The sequence below is a fragment of the Arthrobacter sp. StoSoilB13 genome (genome assembly GCF_019977255.1).
Classification (GTDB): domain Bacteria; phylum Actinomycetota; class Actinomycetes; order Actinomycetales; family Micrococcaceae; genus Arthrobacter.
The window spans coordinates 947,125-963,649 of the sequence record NZ_AP024647.1; the positions used below are offsets into that span (position 1 = coordinate 947,125).

Here is a 16,525-nt window from a genome sequence, read left to right on the forward strand (position 1 = left end):
TGCCCGCCGAAACCAGCAGCTGAAGGCTACAAAACGTCCACGCCGTCGAGCCGCAGTTGGACTGGCCCGGCTGTGCGTTTCGCCGCGTTCGCTGCCTTGACGGCACGCATGGCACGGGTAACGTCTGCGGCGTCTGCGTAGGGAATGAAGTACAGGGTGCGAACATCTGCCTGAAGTGGCGCCGGACCGGCGCTGCGGACCTTCGAACCCGACTTCAGCTTGACGCTTGCCTCGAAGGTATCGGAAAAATTCGCGACGTCGGCCCTTGGCCCGGTCACTGAAGCTACCCGCACTGCAGGGGGAAGCTGGAGTTCTTTGCGGAGTGCCAGTTCACGCGACGCGTAGCCCGGTGCGTCCCAGCGCAGCAGGGCTCCGGTAGCGGTTGTGTCATCTGCCGTGATGACTACCAGCCCGCCCTGGTTGGAGGGTCTCACCAGCGACGCCGCGTTGAACCACCGCCGAACAGTGTCCTCGCCGGCCCGCAGGTTTTCCCGGCGGAGCAATGAATTACCATCCAGAAGCAGCGCGGCCGCGTACCCCTGGGGAGCCACGGGTTCCGCGCCGACCGTGGCAATGACCAATGCCGGAGCATCAGGAACCGTGGCCTTGATGTTTTCCCCGGATGAGGTGATAACCGTCTGGCCAGGAAAAGCCCGGCCCAGTTCCTCCGCCGTTCGCACGGCTCCCGCCGCAACCCGGCGCAGCTGTGTGCCGTTGCAATGGTTGCAGTGCCACTGCGGTGCCGGCGTGGAACACCAGCGGCAAAGCGGCATGGCGGAACTGCTGGAGATAGCCAGCGGTCCTTGGCAGTTGTTGCAGCGGGCGAGCTCCCGGCACGTTTCGCAAGCCAAAGAGGGCGCATAGCCGGCACGGGCAACCTGCACCAGCACAGGGCCGTGCTCGAGGCCCCTCCTTGGCTGCACGCCATGCCGCTCCGGGCAAACGTGCAATCCGGGCCAGAGGATCCCGTTCCTGTTCAAAGCTGTCCGCTGTGTTCAGGACACGGGGAACAGTGGAACGAATGACCGTTCGCGGCGCCTCGATCGGCACAGCCCATTTCATTTCAACCAGGCGCTGGAGTTCGGTGCTGCGGCTATGGGATGCCATCAGGCAGGCTGCGTTCTCCTGCTCGGCCCGCAGGAGCAGTACTTCCCGCGAGTGCGCGTAGGGAGCCCGCTGGTCGATATGGAGGTCATCGCCGTCGTCCCAACAGACCACAAGTCCCAACTCCCGAACCGGCGCATAGGCGGCGGATCTCGTACCAATGGCTACACGCGCTTCACCACTAAGGATTCGCAGGAAGCTCCGGTAGCGGGGAGTTTGGCCATCGTCGGCCGTCAACCGCGCGACGTCACCCGGTGGCAGGACTTTGGCCAGGGCTACCTCCAGCCGTTCAAGATCCCTGTAATCGGGAACGACCACCACTGCACCACGGCCCGATGCCCGGACTGCCCCAACAGCCGCGGCAACCAGCGAAGGCCAACCCCCCGGGCCGAATCCCTGCAGCGCCGTGAGGACAGCCTTGGGCGCTCCGCCACCGGCCAGGTGGTGGAGGTACGGGGCTCCGTTGGAGTAGGAAGCCCAGGCGGTGGCATCCGGCGCATTTGACGGAAGGTCCGGTTCCGGTGCTGCGTCCCCCGCGAGTAGCTCCTTCTCAACTTTGGCAACGCGAGGGGGAACAGCAGTGCGCAGGACATCGCTCAAGGTTCCGGCGTAGCGCGCGGCTACCGTTCCAGCCAACTCCGCGATGTGGGGCGTCAGGACGGACAGCGTGGAGACTACTTTGTGAAGTGGGGTCAGCGGGTGGCCGGCATCCGAAGCATCGATGCGTTCCAGCACGAAGCCGTTAAGCTCCTGGCCGTTGAACTTCACTTTCACCCGCACGCCGGGAACAGCAGAATCAGCGAGCTCAGCGGGCACGCTGTAATCGAACGGCCGGTCCAGGTGTGGCAGGGAAGATTCCAGCACCACACGGGCAACGGGATTCACCGCCGCCAACGGAGGTCCGCTGACGGGAGACTTGTCAGGGAACCCTTGAAGCAAAGAAGGTTGAAGCAGGGTGGGCTGGGCATCATTTCCCGCCATGCTCTCTACCTCCAACTCTTTGTCACGATGGGTTTCTAGCGCAGACTAAACGACGGATGCCCGCAGTAGGGGAAACCCACTGCGGGCATCTCTCTGGCTCCAGCCAATCATGGACCACCGACAAAGCAGTAAACCCAGGGGCCGGCACCGGCCGAACATCGAGGAGATCAGGCGTTGAAGAATTCCTTCAGGTCCGCCACGCGGTCCAGGCGCTCCCAAGTGAAGTCGGGCTCGTCGCGCCCGAAGTGTCCGTGAGCCGCCGTCTTGGTGTAAATGGGACGCTTGAGGTCCAAGGCGTCGATGATGGCGCGGGGACGGAGATCGAAAAGTTCGTTGATGGCCTCGCTGATGCGGGCGGGGTCAACAGTTTCCGTGCCGAAGGTTTCTACGTACGTGCCGACCGGACGGGCTTGGCCAATGGCGTAGGCAATCTGGATCTCCGCGCGCTTGGCCAGACCTGCGGCTACCACGTTCTTGGCAACCCAGCGCATGGCGTAGGCGGCCGAACGGTCTACCTTGGACGGGTCCTTGCCGGAGAAGGCACCTCCACCGTGCCGGGAGAATCCGCCATAGGTATCGACAATGATCTTCCGACCGGTCAGTCCGGCATCGCCAACCGGGCCACCGATGACGAAGGCACCTGCAGGGTTCAGGATGTTGGCTACATGGGAGATGTCAAGGTTGGATGCCGCCAGAACGGGATCGATGACATGGCTCGCGAGGTCGGCGCGCAGTTGCTCCAGGCTCGCGTCTTCGGCGTGTTGACTGGAAATAACCACCGTTTCAACCGAAACTGGGCGATCGCCGTCATACCCAACCGTGACCTGCGTCTTGCCATCCGGACGGAGGTATGCGAGTTCGCCGCTCTTGCGGACCTCGGTAAGGCGCTCGGACAAACGGTGGGCAAGCCAGATGGGCGTCGGCATGTAGGACGCAGTTTCATCGCTCGCATAGCCGAACATGATGCCCTGATCGCCCGCACCTTGGAGATCGTAGTCGTCCTCCTGGCGGCCTTCACGCGCCTCGAGCGAGTTGAAGACGCCACCGGCGATGTCGTTGGACTGCTGTCCGATCGACACTGAAACGCCACAGCGGGCCCCGTCGAAACCGTTGGCCGAAGAGTCGTAGCCGATGCCGAGAATGGTCTCACGGACAATCTGCGGAATCTCGACGTAAGCGTCAGTGGTTACTTCACCGGCCACATGGACCAGGCCGGTGGTGGCCATGGTCTCGACAGCCACCCGGGATTCAGGATCAGCAGCCAGCAGCCCATCCAGGATCGCGTCACTGATTTGGTCGCAGATCTTGTCCGGATGCCCTTCAGTGACCGACTCGGACGTGAAGAGCCGGAGCTTGGACGGGGTGCCATGATGTTCATGGTGCAGCGGTAAAGTCACTCGACCACCTTACTGTGTTGCGGGGCGGCGGCATCTGCCGTGTGTCCCTATGCTAAGAATTTCGGGGCGGAAGCTACCGCCCGTGGACATTACCGGGCCGGAAAAACCCTGGCCAATTCGGCGCCCACCCGATCCACAACGGCCGCGGCGACATCAAACTTGGATCCGGACGCGGACTGCGGTTCGGCGCCGTGCCCGGAGAGGATCACCACCGAGTTATCGTCCTGGCCGAAGACACGGCCTACCCCGACGTGGTTGACCACCAGGAGGTCGCAGCCCTTGCGCTTGAGTTTGGCGGTGGCGTGCTCCAGGACATCACCTTGGGCATCGCCCGTTTCGGCCGCAAAGCCCACGATCAGCTGGCGGCCACCCTCAGCGTTGCGCCGTTCGACCAGCTCATGCAGGATGTCCGGGTTCCGAACCAGGCGCACCAACGGCGCGTCCTCGCCGTCGACTTTCTTGATCTTGGTGTCCGAAACCTCGGCCGGCCGGAAATCCGCTACAGCGGCAGCCATGATGACGACGTCGGAATCCACGGCCGCTTTCAGCGCTGCATCACGCAGTTCCAGGGCTGATTCAACGCGGACGAGCTCGACGCCGGCGGGCGGCTCGACGTCCATATGCGCGGCAAGGAAACGAACGGTGGCACCGGCAGCCAATGCAGCCGCGGCCAGGGCAGCACCCTGCTTTCCCGAGGACCGGTTACCCAGGAAACGCACCGGGTCCAGCGCTTCCCTGGTACCACCGGCCGAAATCGTCACTGTTCGGCCAGCCAGGGAAGCGTGTGCCGCGGGTACGGCCTTGGGCGCATCCACCTCCGTGCCGGCCTCGGCCAACGCCATGGCGGCCGTGAAAATTGCTTCGGGTTCGGGCAGGCGGCCGGGGCCCGAATCTGCGCCGGTCAGGCGGCCGCTGGCAGGTTCCAGGACTGTTACCCCTCGACTCCGCAAGGTTTCCACATTGGCCTGGGTTGCAGCATGCTGCCACATTTCCGTGTGCATTGCAGGAGCGAACAGCACCGGCCCCGTGAGCCATGAGGAGCGTATTGGTCAGGAGGTCACCGGCCTGGCCTGTGGCTGCCTTGGCCAGGAGGTCCGCAGTGGCCGGTGCAACGACGATCAAGTCAGCCTCGTGGCCCAGACGGACATGGTTGACCTTCTCGACGTCGTCAAAGACGCTGTTGCTCACCGGGTTTCCGGAGAGTGCCTCCCACGTGGCAACACCGACGAAACGGGTGGCTGCTTCGGTTGGGATCACCGTCACCTGGTGTCCGGCTTCAGTAAAAAGCCGGAGGAGCGATGCAACCTTGTAGGCTGCGATCCCTCCCCCGACTCCGAGGACTATGCGCACGTGACCTCCGTCAACAGGCAGTCTGTTTTATTCTGCGGGCTCGATCGGCGTGGAAACCAGGAGGCCTTCGTTGATCTCGCGGAGGGCGATCGACAATGACTTCTCGTTCAGCTTGGTGTCTACCAAGGGACCGACGTACTCGAAGAGGCCCTCGTGCAGTTGGGCGTAGTAGGCGTTGATCTGACGGGCACGCTTGGCGCCGAAGATCACAAGGCCGTACTTGGAATCGGCAGCCTCAAGCAGCGAATCGATCGGCGGGTTGATGATGCCTTCAAGGTTCGTGGACACGAAATCTCCAAATTCTAGCGGGCCTACAAGTGCAAGCGCTTAGCGCTCGTGCGGGGTTAGCCCCATGAGTGAAACAAGCTCGTCCGCTGCCCGGCGAACGTCGTCATTAATGACGGTGTGGTCAAACTCCGGTTCAGCAGCAAGTTCCAGTTTAGCGGTTTCCAGCCTGCGCTGCTGTTCCTCGGCAGATTCAGTGCCGCGGCCCACAAGCCGCCGCACCATTTCTTCCCAACTGGGCGGTGCCAGGAAGACGAACTTGGCATCCGGTACAGCAGCCTTTACCTGCCGTGCACCTTGGAGGTCAATCTCGAGCAGCACCGATTTCCCCTCCGCAATGGCAGCATTCACGGTGCTCCGGAGCGTGCCGTACCGGTTCTGGCCGTGCACCACGGCCCACTCCAGGAGTTCGCCATCAGCCACGAGGGAGTCAAACTCTTCGGCGGACTTGAAGAAGTAGTGAACCCCGTCCTTCTCCCCTGGACGCGCGGCGCGGGTGGTGGCGGAGACGGAAAGCCAAACCTCTGGATAGTTGTCCCTGATGTAGGTGGATACGGTTCCCTTGCCAACAGCAGTTGGGCCTGCGAGGACAGTCAGTCCAGGTTTCTTGCTCACGGATTCCTTCGGGGAGATGCGTCAAACGCTTTGCTGGGTATCCATAAAATCTACCAGCGCCCGGGCCTGGTGAATGCCCAACCCCCTGATGCGCCGGGATGCGGCGATGCCTATGTCCGCCATGATCCCGGCCGCACGTACAGGTCCTATGCCTGGGAGGGCCTCCAGGAGTTCCACCACCCGCATCCGCGCAATGGCTTCAACCGTAGTGCCTGAAGAGATCAGCTCAGCAATGCTCACTTCACCACGTTTGAGCCGCTCTTTGGCTGCGGCCCGCACAGCGCGCGCCTTTGCAGCCTTATCCAAAGCATCGGAACGCTCCTGCGGTGTCAGCTCTTTCAGACCCACGGCCAAACCCCTGTCAGATCGGATTTGTGATTCACGTCACGCGAAACTGATCCTGAACCTACCGGCAGGCGGCGGGTTGCGCAATGAGGCGCCAGCGAATCATTCCGCCCGCAGGCCGTCCAGCGTTTCCTGGGTAGCCGCCCGCAACGCAGCGCTCGTTGGACCGGCGGCAAGTATGCCCCGGCTCGACGTAGCCAGCACTGTGGGATAGGCGGCGCCGAAGGTCGAGCGGAGATCCGCGGGTGTAGCACCCTGCGCCCCCAACCCGGGCGCGAGGATAGCTCCGCGGACCGGGCCCGAGGTCGATGTCCAGATCCTCGAGTGCCGTACCTATGGTGGCGCCTACAACAAGTCCCACTGAGCCCAGGACACCCGCGTACCGCTGGTTCTCGGCTGCGGCCGCAGTGACGATACCGCGGGCGACGGAATTGCTTCCGCCCACGTGCTGGACAGACTTTCCCTCCGGATTGGATGTCAAGGCGAGCACAAAGACTCCCCTGCCGTTTTGCGCAGCAAGGTCCAACGCCGGGCGCAAGGATTCGAAGCCCAGGTAGGGACTCAGGGTCACTGAGTCCGCAGCCAGGGCCGAGCCGTCACGCAGCCAGGCATCTGCGTAGGCAGCCATGGTGGACCCGATATCACCGCGCTTGGCATCGGCGATGCTCAGCACATCCGCATCAGCAGCTGCGGCCAACGTCCGCTCCAGGACAGCCATGCCCGCAGAACCGTGGCGCTCATAAAGCGCCACTTGCGGCTTCACCGCGGCAGCGAGGGAAGCCACAGCCTCCACAACGCTGAGCGAAAAGCGCTCCAGCCCGGCGACGTCGTCGTTCAGTCCCCAGTCAGCCAACAGCTGGGGATGGGGATCGATTCCAACGCACAGCGGGCCACGGGTGGCCATTGCGGCAGCCAGCCGGGAGCCGAATGACTCCCGGACCGGCTGCTGTGCACTCCGGGCCTCGTGCGCACCAACAACGTCAGGCATTGACGGCGGCCTGGGATTCGCTGAGGTTGACTGCGTGCTCCTGAAGGCTGGTGACCGACCATTCATAGGTGCGCAGTGCCTCGATTGCCTGTACGGCCGCGTTAAACTCAGCCACGGTAGTGATGCACGGAATGCCGATGGATGTAGCCGCTGCCCTGAGCTCGTAGCCGTCACTGCGGGCTTCCCCGCCGGACGGGGTGTTGAAGACCATGTCGATCTCGCCGGCAATGACGAGGTCTGCGATGGTACCTTCACCCTCGGCGCTGCTGCCCTCGGCCACCTTGCGGACCGGAGTCGCCTGGATGCCGTTGCGGCGCAGGACGTCAGCCGTACCACCCGTGGAGACGATCTCGAAGCCGAGGTCCGAGAGGCGCTTGACGCCCATGATCACCGAGCGCTTGTCGCGGTTGGCCACGGAAACGAAGATCTTGCCTTCGGTGGGCAGCGCGTTGTTTGCGGCGGCCTGGCTCTTGGCGAAGGCGGTATCGAAGTGCTTGTCGATGCCCATCACTTCACCCGTGGACCGCATTTCCGGGCCGAGCAGGGAGTCGACAACCTTGCCCTCGGGCGTACGGAAGCGGCTGAACGGCAGGACAGCTTCCTTGACAGCGACCGGTGCGTCCAGGGGCAACGTGGAACCGTCACCGGTTTCCGGCAGCATCTTGTAGGCACTGCGCAGCTGGTTGATGGTGACGCCAGTACCGATGAGGGCAGCAGCCTTGGCCATCTGCACCCCGGTTGCCTTGGAAACGAAGGGCACAGTCCGAGAAGCACGCGGGTTGGCTTCAAGGACGTACAGGACGTCCGAGGCCAGGGCGAACTGGATGTTGATGAGGCCACGGACGCCCACACCCTCGGCAATGGCCCGCGTTGCGGTGCGAACGCGCTCGATCACGTTGTTGCCGAGCGTGATCGGAGGAAGGACACAAGCGGAGTCTCCGGAGTGGATACCCGCCTCTTCGATGTGCTCCATGATGCCGCCCAGGTACATGTCGGTGCCATCGAAGAGGGCGTCGACATCGATTTCGACCGCGTCTTCCAGGAAGCGGTCAATCAGTACGGGGTGATCCGGCGTGATTTCCGTGGCATTGGCGATGTACCGGGAAAGGTTGGCTTCGTCGTAGACGATTTCCATGCCGCGACCGCCCAGGACATAGGACGGACGGACGAGCACGGGATAGCCGATCTCGTCGGCGATCTTCTTGGCATCCTCGAAGGAAACGGCGGTTCCGTTCTTCGGGGAGGTCAGGCCGGCCTCGTCCAGGACGCGGGCGAACGCACCACGGTGCTCTGCGAGGTCAATTGCCTCAGGCGAGGTGCCCAGGATGGGCACGCCGGCGTCGGCAAGCTGCTGTGCGAGCTTCAGGGGTGTCTGGCCACCGAGCTGGACGAAGACACCCATGACGCCACCGGTGCGCTCCTCAGCGGCGATGACCTCGAGGACGTCCTCAAGGGTCAGCGGCTCGAAGTAAAGGCGCGTGGAGACGTCGTAGTCCGTGGAGACAGTCTCGGGGTTGCAGTTGACCATTACGGTCTCGTAGCCGGCCTTGCGCAGCGCCATGGAGGCGTGGACGCAGGAGTAGTCGAACTCAATGCCCTGGCCAATGCGGTTGGGCCCAGAGCCAAGGATGATGACGGAGGGCTTGGCGTGCAGGCCCACTTCATCTTCTTCGTCGTAGGACGAGTAGTGGTACGGGGTGTAAGCGGCAAACTCAGCGGCACAGGTGTCCACCGTCTTGTAGACCGGACGAATACCCAAGGCCTGGCGGACGCCGCGGACCACTGCCTCATTGTTGTGCGTCAACGCACCGATCTGCTCATCGGAGAAGCCGTGGCGCTTGGCGTTGCGCAGCATTTCCTCTGTGAGGACGCCGGCCTTGCGGATCTCCTGCGCGGTCTCGTTCAGGAGCTGCAGCTGGTCCAGGAACCAAGGATCGATCTTGGTGGCTTCGAAGAGGTCCTCCACCGTGGCGCCACCCAGCAGGGCGCGCTGCACCTGGTGCAGGCGGTCCGTCGTAGGACGCTTGGCCTTCTCGATGAGCTCGGCAACCTCGTACTCCGGCACGGAGCTGAAGTCCAGCTGCGATCCCTTCTGTTCCAGTGAGCGAAGGGCCTTCTGCAGGGCTTCGGTGAAGTTGCGGCCCATGGCCATGGCTTCGCCAACAGACTTCATGGTGGTGGTCAGCGTGTTGTCGGCTGCCGGGAACTTCTCGAAAGCGAAACGCGGAACCTTGACCACTACATAGTCGAGGGTCGGTTCGAACGACGCCGGCGTCTTCTGCGTGATGTCGTTCGGGATCTCATCCAGGGTGTAACCAAGGGAGAGCTTGGTGGCGATCTTGGCAATGGCGAAGCCGGTTGCCTTGGAAGCCAGCGCGGAGGAACGGGATACGCGCGGATTCATCTCGATAACCACTACGCGGCCAGTGGCGGGGTCGATGGCGAACTGGATGTTGCAGCCACCGGTGTCAACGCCCACTTCGCGGATGACGGCGATGGAGACGTCCCGAAGCTTTTGGTACTCGCGGTCCGTGAGGGTCAGTGCCGGCGCAACCGTGATGGAGTCACCGGTGTGGACGCCCACGGGATCGAAGTTTTCGATGGAGCAAACAACAACGACGTTGTCGTTCTTGTCGCGCATCATCTCAAGCTCGTATTCCTTCCAACCGAGAATGCTCTCTTCGAGCAGGACCTCGGTGGTAGGGCTGTACTGGAGGCCCTGGCCGACGATGCGGCGGAGGTCGTCCTCGTTGTAAGCCAGGCCTGAGCCCAAGCCACCCATGGTGAAGGACGGCCGGACCACCACGGGATAGCCGAGGTCCTCAGCAGCAGCGAAGGCCTCTTCCATGGTGTGGATGATGTGGCTGCGTGCGGACTCCGCGCCACAACGCTCAACAACGCCCTTGAACTTCTCGCGGTCTTCCCCGAGCTCAATGGCTGCAATGTTTGCGCCAATGAGTTCCACGTTGTACTTCTCCAGCACACCGTTCTTGTCCAACGCGATGGCAGTGTTCAGGGCCGTCTGGCCACCCAGGGTGGGCAGGATGGCGTCCGGACGCTCCTTGGCGATGATCTTCTCAACAACCTCGGGCGTGATGGGCTCGACGTAAGTGGCGTCGGCGAACTCGGGGTCCGTCATGATCGTGGCGGGGTTGGAGTTTACGAGGATGACCCGGAGGCCTTCCTCCTTGAGGACGCGGAGAGCCTGGGTCCCGGAGTAGTCGAACTCGGCTGCCTGGCCGATGACGATGGGGCCGGAACCGATGACAAGGACGCTCTTGAGATCTGTACGCTTTGGCATTACTTCTTGTCCTCAGTCTTGGATTCGGTGGAGTTGGCGTCTGTGGCCTTGGACTTGGTATCGGCCATGAGGTCGATAAAGCGGTCGAACAGGTAGGCAGCATCGTGCGGGCCAGCCGCGGCTTCAGGGTGGTACTGGACCGAGAACGCCGGGATGTCCAGGCAGGCAAGGCCTTCAACGACGTCGTCATTCAAGGAGACGTGGCTGACTTCGACGCGGCCGAAGCGCTCTTCCGGTGCCACAGTGGCACCGTTCAGCGGCGCGTCGACGGCGAAGCCGTGGTTCTGCGAGGTGATTTCAACCTTTCCGGTACGGCGGTCCATCACCGGCTGGTTGATGCCCCGGTGGCCGTACCGGAGCTTGTAGGTGCCGAAGCCCAGGGCGCGTCCCAGGATCTGGTTCCCGAAGCAGATGCCGAAGTACGGGAGTTTCTCGTCCAGCACCGAGCGCAGCAAGGAAACCTGGTGGTCCGCCGTAGCGGGGTCGCCAGGTCCGTTGGACATGAAGAAGCCGTCCGGGTTGACCGCGTTGACGTCTTCCAGGGTGGACGTCGCCGGAAGGACATGCACACGCACGCCGCGTTCGGCGAAGCGGACCGGGGTCATGGCCTTGATGCCGAGGTCGACGGCGGCAATGGAGAACCGGGGCTCGCCTTCCCAGCCGTGGTCCTTGGGTTCCACGACGTAAGCCTCGTCAATGGAGACCTCTTCAGCCAGCGCTGCGCCTTCCATGGGGGCGCTTGCCAGCACGGCGTTCAGGAGCTCCTTGTCCGATGCCTGTGCGGCCTCACCCGAGAAGATGCCTGCGCGCATGGTCTTGTGCTCGCGGAGGTGGCGGGTGATGGCACGCGTATCGACGCCCTGGATGCCCACGATGCCTTGCTCGAGGAGTTCATCATCGAGGCTGCGTTCCGAGCGCCAGTTGGAGGGGCGGCGGGCGGCATCGCGCACAATGTAGCCGGCCACCCAGATGCGGCGGGACTCAGCGTCTTCGCTGTTGACGCCCGTGTTGCCGATGTGGGGTGCAGTCTGCACCACGAGCTGGCGGGCGTAGGAGGGATCGGTGATGGTCTCCTGGTAGCCGGTCATTCCGGTGGCGAAGACGGGCCCTCACCGAGGGCCGTTCCCTGGGCGCCGTAGCTACGGCCGCGGAACATGCGGCCGTCTTCGAGCACCAGTACTGCTGCTGAGGGGGTGGGTGTGGTGGCTGCTTTACTGTCCGTCACTTTATTACTTTCCACTATCGGCATCTGCCTGAGGGGCTGCGGAGATCAATTCTTGGATGGCTTCGAGGAGGAGCTCTTTGTCGGCTGCATGCCTGGTCCGGAACCCGGTATCCAGTTCCTTGCCGCCCAGCTTCCAACTGATAACCAGGAGTCCGTCTTTTTCGACGAACTTCCCGGCCATGCCGGCGGCTTGGCGGCTGTCAGCCACTGCGGAGCGTGGGATGAATACCGGGGCGGCGCCTGGGCGGTCGAACAGGATGCCTTCAGCATGGACGCTCAGTTCCGCGTTGGTGCGGATGCCAAGGCCCTGCACTGCGATCCGGTCCAGCCAGTCACCTGCGGTGGTAGTGGCAACGTACTGGCCCTCCGCTACCGCCGTGGCCGGTGTCAGCTGCTGCGGCACCTCGGGGAGGCGTTCGACGTCGGCTTGCCGCCTGAGCCGGTTCCGCCACCCCAGCCAGATCAACACCAGGACGAGGATGATCAGCGGCACCGTGATGAGCACGGTGAGTGTCTGGTTGTTCATCAGCTACCGCTGACTGCCCCGGCGGCATCCGGGGTTGGGTAGTTTCCGGCGTACCTGTACGGAGTGTTGAGCTTGCCGTTGAGAACCGTGGGGTGGCCCTTGAAGAAGGTTGCGACCACGGATCCGGGCAGCTCTTTGCCCTTGAACGGTGAATTGCGGCCCATGGTGGCCATTTTATGGGGGTCAACCGTCCAGCGCGCAGCCGGGTCCACCAGGATGACGTTGGCGGGCTCGCCTTCCTCCAACGGCCGGCCCTGGTCCGCTACGCGGCCAATAACTGCCGGGGTGAAGGAGGTGACCCGGGCGAAGTCTGCCCACGTCATGAGTCCGGTTTCGATCATGGTTTCCTGAACCACGGACAGTGCCGTTTCCAGGCCGGTCATGCCCATGGCCGCCTGCGCCCACTCGCATTCCTTGTGCTCGCTGGGGTGCGGTGCGTGGTCCGTGCCCACAACGTCGATCGTGCCGTCGGCGAGGCCTTCGCGGAGCGCCTGGACGTCGGCATCCGTACGCAGCGGCGGGTTGACCTTATACACGGGATCGTAGCTGCGGACCAGTTCGTCAGTGAGGAGCAGGTGGTGGGGCGTGACCTCGGCTGTGACGTTGATCCCCCGGGCTTTGGCCCAGCGGACGATTTCAACGGATCCGGCGGTGGAGACATGGCAGACGTGGAGGCGGGAACCCACATGCTGCGCGAGCAGGACGTCGCGGGCGATGATGCTTTCCTCTGCCACCGCAGGCCAACCGGCAAGACCCAGCACCGCCGAGACGGCGCCTTCGTTCATCTGTGCCCCGGCGGTCAGGCGGGGTTCCTGCGCGTGCTGGGCCACCACGCCGTCGAACGCTTTGACGTACTCCAGGGCGCGGCGCATCAGCACGGGATCGTGCACGCAGATGCCGTCGTCGGAGAACATCCGCACCTGGGCGCGGGAATCCGCCATGGCACCCAGTTCCGCAAGTTGTTCACCGGCCAGGCCCACCGTAACAGCGCCAACGGGTCGTACGTCCACCCAGCCCGACGCGCGGCCGAGGCTGTGGACCTGTTCGACGACGCCTGCCGTGTCAGCAACGGGGTTGCTGTTGGCCATGGCGTGGACGGCCGTGAAGCCACCCAGGGCTGCGGCACGAGTGCCGGTCTCGACCGTTTCAGCATCTTCGCGGCCGGGTTCGCGCAGGTGCGTGTGGACGTCCACCATGCCAGGCAGGGCAATGAGGCCCTTGCCGTCGATCACTGTGGCGTCGTCGTCGTGGAGATCCTTGCCCCTGGCTGCGATGACGCCATCGCAGATCAGCAGGTCTTCAGCTTCGCCGCCGAGAATGGCGGCCCCGCGGATCAGGTACGTGTTCTCGGCCATCAGTTGCTCTCCTTGGTGGACTGGCTTACAGCGTGGGTGGTCGCTGCCGTTGCGGCAGTTGCTTCACGGGAATCCCCGGAGAGCAGCAGGTAAAGGGCGGCCATGCGCACTGAAACACCGTTCCGCACCTGTGCAAGCACTGTTGAGCGGGGCGAATCGGCGGCGGCCGAGGAAATTTCCAGGCCACGGTTCATGGGGCCGGGGTGCATGATGATTGTGTCTTTCATGCCAAGGTCATCCAGTGCCCGAAGCCGGGCATCGTCGAAGCCCCAGCGCCGTGAGTACTCACGGGTAGAGGGGAAGAACGAGGCATGCATGCGCTCACCCTGGACGCGCAGCATCATCATCGCGTCGACGCCCGCTTCGAGCGTTTCGTCCAGGTTGTAGCTGACCTTGCAGGGCCAGTGCTCGACGCCGATCGGCAGCAGTGTGGGTGGCGCAACCAACGTGACCTCGGCACCCAGGGTGCGCAACAACCAGACGTTCGACCGGGCCACGCGGGAATGCAGGACATCTCCGACGATCGCGACACGCATGCCTCGAAGGTCCGCCCCGGTGGATTTCGTCCCGTTGAGCCGGGACCAGTGCCGGCGCATGGTGAACGCGTCCAACAGCGCCTGCGTGGGGTGTTCGTGGGTGCCATCGCCTGCGTTGATCACTGCGGCGTCGATCCAGTCCGTTGCAGCAAGCCGGTGCGGAGCGCCGGAAGCCCAATGACGGATGACCACCGCATCCGCGCCCATGGCGGCCAGGGTCTGGGCTGTGTCTTTGAGGGACTCGCCCTTGGACACGGAGGAACCCTTGGCCGCGAAGTTGATGACATCGGCTGAAAGCCGCTTTGCTGCGGCTTCGAAGGAGATCCGGGTACGGGTGGAGTCCTCGAAGAAGAGGTTCACTACCGTGCGGCCACGGAGGGCAGGGAGCTTCTTGACCTCGCGGTCGCCCACGGCCGACATTTCTTCGGCGGTGTCCAGAACGCGGATGGCGTCCACGGCGCTGAGGTTCTCAGTGGAGAGGAGGTGCTTCACTTGCCCGCCTCGATTACTACTTCATTGACTGGAACGCCGTCCACCGAGTCGATTTCCTCGAGGTGGACGCGGACCTTTTCCGCGGAAGAAGTGGGCAGGTTCTTGCCTACATGGTCCGCGCGGATGGGAAGCTCACGATGGCCCCTGTCTACCAGGACTGCCAGGCGGACAATCCTGGGACGGCCAAGGTCCACCAGGGCATCAAGTGCTGCCCTGATGGTGCGGCCGGAATACAGGACGTCGTCAATGAGGACAACAACTTTGTTGTCGATACCGGACAGTGGCAGGCGTGTGTGGTGGGGCGGCCTGGTGGGCTGGTGTGAAAGATCGTCACGGAACATGGTGACGTCCAGTTGCCCGACGATCGTTTCCGCGTTGACGGCGGGGTCAGCCGCAGCGATTTTGTTGGCGAGCCGCACGGCCAAGGGATAACCGCGGCTGGGAATGCCCAACAGAACCAGATCCTGGGAACCCTTGTTGGCTTCGAGGATCTCATGGGCGATACGAGTCAGCGCGCGATCAATGTCCGCTTGGTTGAGAACAACCCGCGACGGTACCTGCGCTGAAGTGACTTCAGTCATTCGCTCGTCTCCCCTTTCCCCGCCTCACGGGACGGAATTAAAAAAGGAATATTTGCCTTTCAAAACTACCACAGCGAAAACCAGCCGCCTCACCGGGCCGCAGACGAGGCGTGAGTTAAAGCTCACATCCGGCCCGTTGCAATAGGCTCTAAGCCATGAGCAGCGACCATCCTGGGCACCCCGGCGGGCATCAACCCTACCCGCGGCCCTATCTGGAACCGGGAGCCAATCCCACATGGATCGGACACGTACAGCCCGGAAACTACCAACCAGCGCCCGGGAACCCCGGCAGCCTTCCCCAACCGGCCTGGCCGGCTCCACCGGCACCCCAGGGACGCAGGTCGCCGGGTACACTCCCCCTGCTCCTGGCGGGCGCCATATTGGTCTTCGGCAGCCTTCTCCTGGTAGTTCCCTTCCTTCTGGGCAATACAGGAATCGCAGGCTTCGTGATCGGGTTCATCGCCTCGCTGATCCCGTTGTCGGTGGTACTGCTGACCGTGCGGCTCATTGACCGTTGGGAGCCCGAACCAAACAGGCTGCTCTGGTTCGCTTTCACATGGGGAGCCGCAGTCTCAATCGCCGGAACATTGTTGATCCAGCCCCTCTTCGCCTTGGCAGCTCCCACCACCAGCGAAGAAGCATTCACTTATTTCATGGCCACGGTCCAGGCTCCCATCGTGGAGGAATTCACCAAATCGCTTGGCCTGTTGCTTCTGATCCTTGGAGCCCGGAAGTATTTCGATGGTCCCGTGGATGGTGTGGTCTTTGCTTTTACCATCGCGGGCCGGCTTTGCCTTCACCGAGAACATCCTCTACTTCGGCCGTGAGATCGCCTCCTCATCGGAGCCCGGCACCGACCTAGTCCGGATCTTCATCCTTCGCGGGGTCATGTCACCCTTCGCCCACGCCATTTTCACGGGGACAACCGGCCTGATTATGGGATTCGCCGCCCGTCGATGGCATTCCGGCTATGCAGTGCTCGCCTTCGCCATCGGACTCCTGCCGGCCATGTTCCTGCATAACCGGTGGAACAGCATGGGCCAGGACTTCCTGCTGGACTACTTCGTGGTGCAGGTGCCGATCTTCCTGATCGCGGCTGTGGGCATCATTTTCCTGCGTATTGCCGAAGGCAAACTCACGCGCCAGCGGCTTCTCGAATATGCCAGGGCCGGATGGTTCACCCCGGCCGAAGTTGAAATGCTGGCGACCTCCCAAGGAAGGCGGCAGGCGGTTCGCTGGGCAGCCTCGCGTGGTCGTGCCGCGCAGATGCGGGCGTTCATCAAGGGCGCCACGGCCTTGGCGTTCACGCGCCAACGCATCCTCAGCGGCCGTGACGTGCCCGTTCATCAGCGGGACGAACTTGACCATCTTCGCGGGATTCCGGCGCTCCGGGCGGCAGTGCTGACCTGACCCGCTCTAAGAATTGACCCGCCCTAAGAATTGA

Annotated in this window: 9 protein-coding genes and 5 pseudogenes; 1 reads left to right on the plus strand and 13 read right to left on the minus strand. The window is 63.3% G+C overall.

Going from position 1 to position 16,525, the window contains the following annotated elements; all coding sequences use genetic code 11:
- Window positions 1-26: 26 nt before the first annotated feature.
- From LDP01_RS04455 to pyrR, 13 genes and pseudogenes are all read right to left on the minus strand, one after another.
- A pseudogene (locus LDP01_RS04455) lies at window positions 27-2,085 on the minus strand (primosomal protein N' family DNA-binding protein).
- A 167-nt stretch (window positions 2,086-2,252) separates the two neighbouring features.
- Window positions 2,253-3,482, minus strand: coding sequence for a methionine adenosyltransferase (gene metK, locus LDP01_RS04460; RefSeq protein WP_224090531.1), 1,230 nt, complete (start codon window positions 3,480-3,482; stop codon window positions 2,253-2,255).
- Between the two features lie 89 nt (window positions 3,483-3,571).
- Window positions 3,572-4,832, minus strand: a pseudogene (coaBC, locus tag LDP01_RS04465) (bifunctional phosphopantothenoylcysteine decarboxylase/phosphopantothenate--cysteine ligase CoaBC).
- A 27-nt stretch (window positions 4,833-4,859) separates the two neighbouring features.
- Window positions 4,860-5,120 (minus strand): DNA-directed RNA polymerase subunit omega, encoded by a 261-nt coding sequence (gene rpoZ, locus LDP01_RS04470; protein WP_017197559.1) that lies wholly within the window; start codon window positions 5,118-5,120, stop codon window positions 4,860-4,862.
- Between the two features lie 39 nt (window positions 5,121-5,159).
- On the minus strand, window positions 5,160-5,732 hold the full coding sequence (gene gmk / locus LDP01_RS04475) for a guanylate kinase (protein WP_224090532.1): 573 nt from the start codon (window positions 5,730-5,732) through the stop codon (window positions 5,160-5,162).
- Between the two features lie 21 nt (window positions 5,733-5,753).
- The gene (gene mihF / locus LDP01_RS04480; RefSeq protein ID WP_224090534.1) at window positions 5,754-6,080 is read right to left on the minus strand and encodes an integration host factor, actinobacterial type; all 327 of its coding nucleotides are present in this window, start codon (window positions 6,078-6,080) and stop codon (window positions 5,754-5,756) included.
- 99 nt (window positions 6,081-6,179) lie between these two features.
- Window positions 6,180-7,065: pseudogene (pyrF, locus tag LDP01_RS04485) on the minus strand (orotidine-5'-phosphate decarboxylase).
- Window positions 7,058-10,366 carry a carbamoyl-phosphate synthase large subunit gene (carB, locus tag LDP01_RS04490; RefSeq protein ID WP_224090537.1) on the minus strand — a complete coding sequence of 1,103 codons (3,309 nt, stop codon included), beginning with the start codon at window positions 10,364-10,366 and terminating at the stop codon, window positions 7,058-7,060. The pseudogene pyrF and the gene carB overlap by 8 nt, the downstream one beginning before the upstream one ends.
- Window positions 10,366-11,615 (minus strand): annotated as a pseudogene (carA, locus tag LDP01_RS04495) (glutamine-hydrolyzing carbamoyl-phosphate synthase small subunit). Before carA ends, carB begins: the two are co-directional and overlap by 1 nt.
- Entirely contained in the window at window positions 11,596-12,117 is a 522-nt protein-coding gene (locus LDP01_RS04500) for a PH-like domain-containing protein (RefSeq protein ID WP_224090539.1), read from the minus strand. The pseudogene carA and the gene LDP01_RS04500 overlap by 20 nt, the downstream one beginning before the upstream one ends.
- Window positions 12,117-13,472, minus strand: a complete 1,356-nt coding sequence (locus tag LDP01_RS04505; protein ID WP_224090540.1) for a dihydroorotase — start codon at window positions 13,470-13,472, stop codon at window positions 12,117-12,119. Before LDP01_RS04505 ends, LDP01_RS04500 begins: the two co-directional genes overlap by 1 nt.
- A complete protein-coding gene (locus LDP01_RS04510; protein ID WP_224090542.1) occupies window positions 13,472-14,500 on the minus strand; it encodes an aspartate carbamoyltransferase catalytic subunit in 1,029 nt (342 codons plus the stop codon). Before LDP01_RS04510 ends, LDP01_RS04505 begins: the two co-directional genes overlap by 1 nt.
- A complete protein-coding gene (gene pyrR / locus LDP01_RS04515) occupies window positions 14,497-15,081 on the minus strand; it encodes a bifunctional pyr operon transcriptional regulator/uracil phosphoribosyltransferase PyrR (protein WP_224090544.1) in 585 nt (194 codons plus the stop codon). Before pyrR ends, LDP01_RS04510 begins: the two co-directional genes overlap by 4 nt.
- Before the next feature lie 155 nt (window positions 15,082-15,236).
- On the opposite strand from pyrR, the pseudogene LDP01_RS04520 reads away from it, so the two are divergent.
- Window positions 15,237-16,491 (plus strand): annotated as a pseudogene (locus tag LDP01_RS04520) (PrsW family intramembrane metalloprotease).
- Window positions 16,492-16,525: the final 34 nt, after the last annotated feature.

What these genes read in the sequence shown, in the direction of transcription:
- carB (WP_224090537.1), bottom strand. Translation starts at nt 10,366, where the DNA reads ATGCCAAAGCGTACAGATCTCAAGAGCGTCCTTGTCATCGGTTCCGGC.
- LDP01_RS04500 (WP_224090539.1), bottom strand. Translation starts at nt 12,117, where the DNA reads ATGAACAACCAGACACTCACCGTGCTCATCACGGTGCCGCTGATCATC.
- LDP01_RS04505 (WP_224090540.1), bottom strand. Translation starts at nt 13,472, where the DNA reads ATGGCCGAGAACACGTACCTGATCCGCGGGGCCGCCATTCTCGGCGGC.
- pyrR (WP_224090544.1), bottom strand. Translation starts at nt 15,081, where the DNA reads ATGACTGAAGTCACTTCAGCGCAGGTACCGTCGCGGGTTGTTCTCAAC.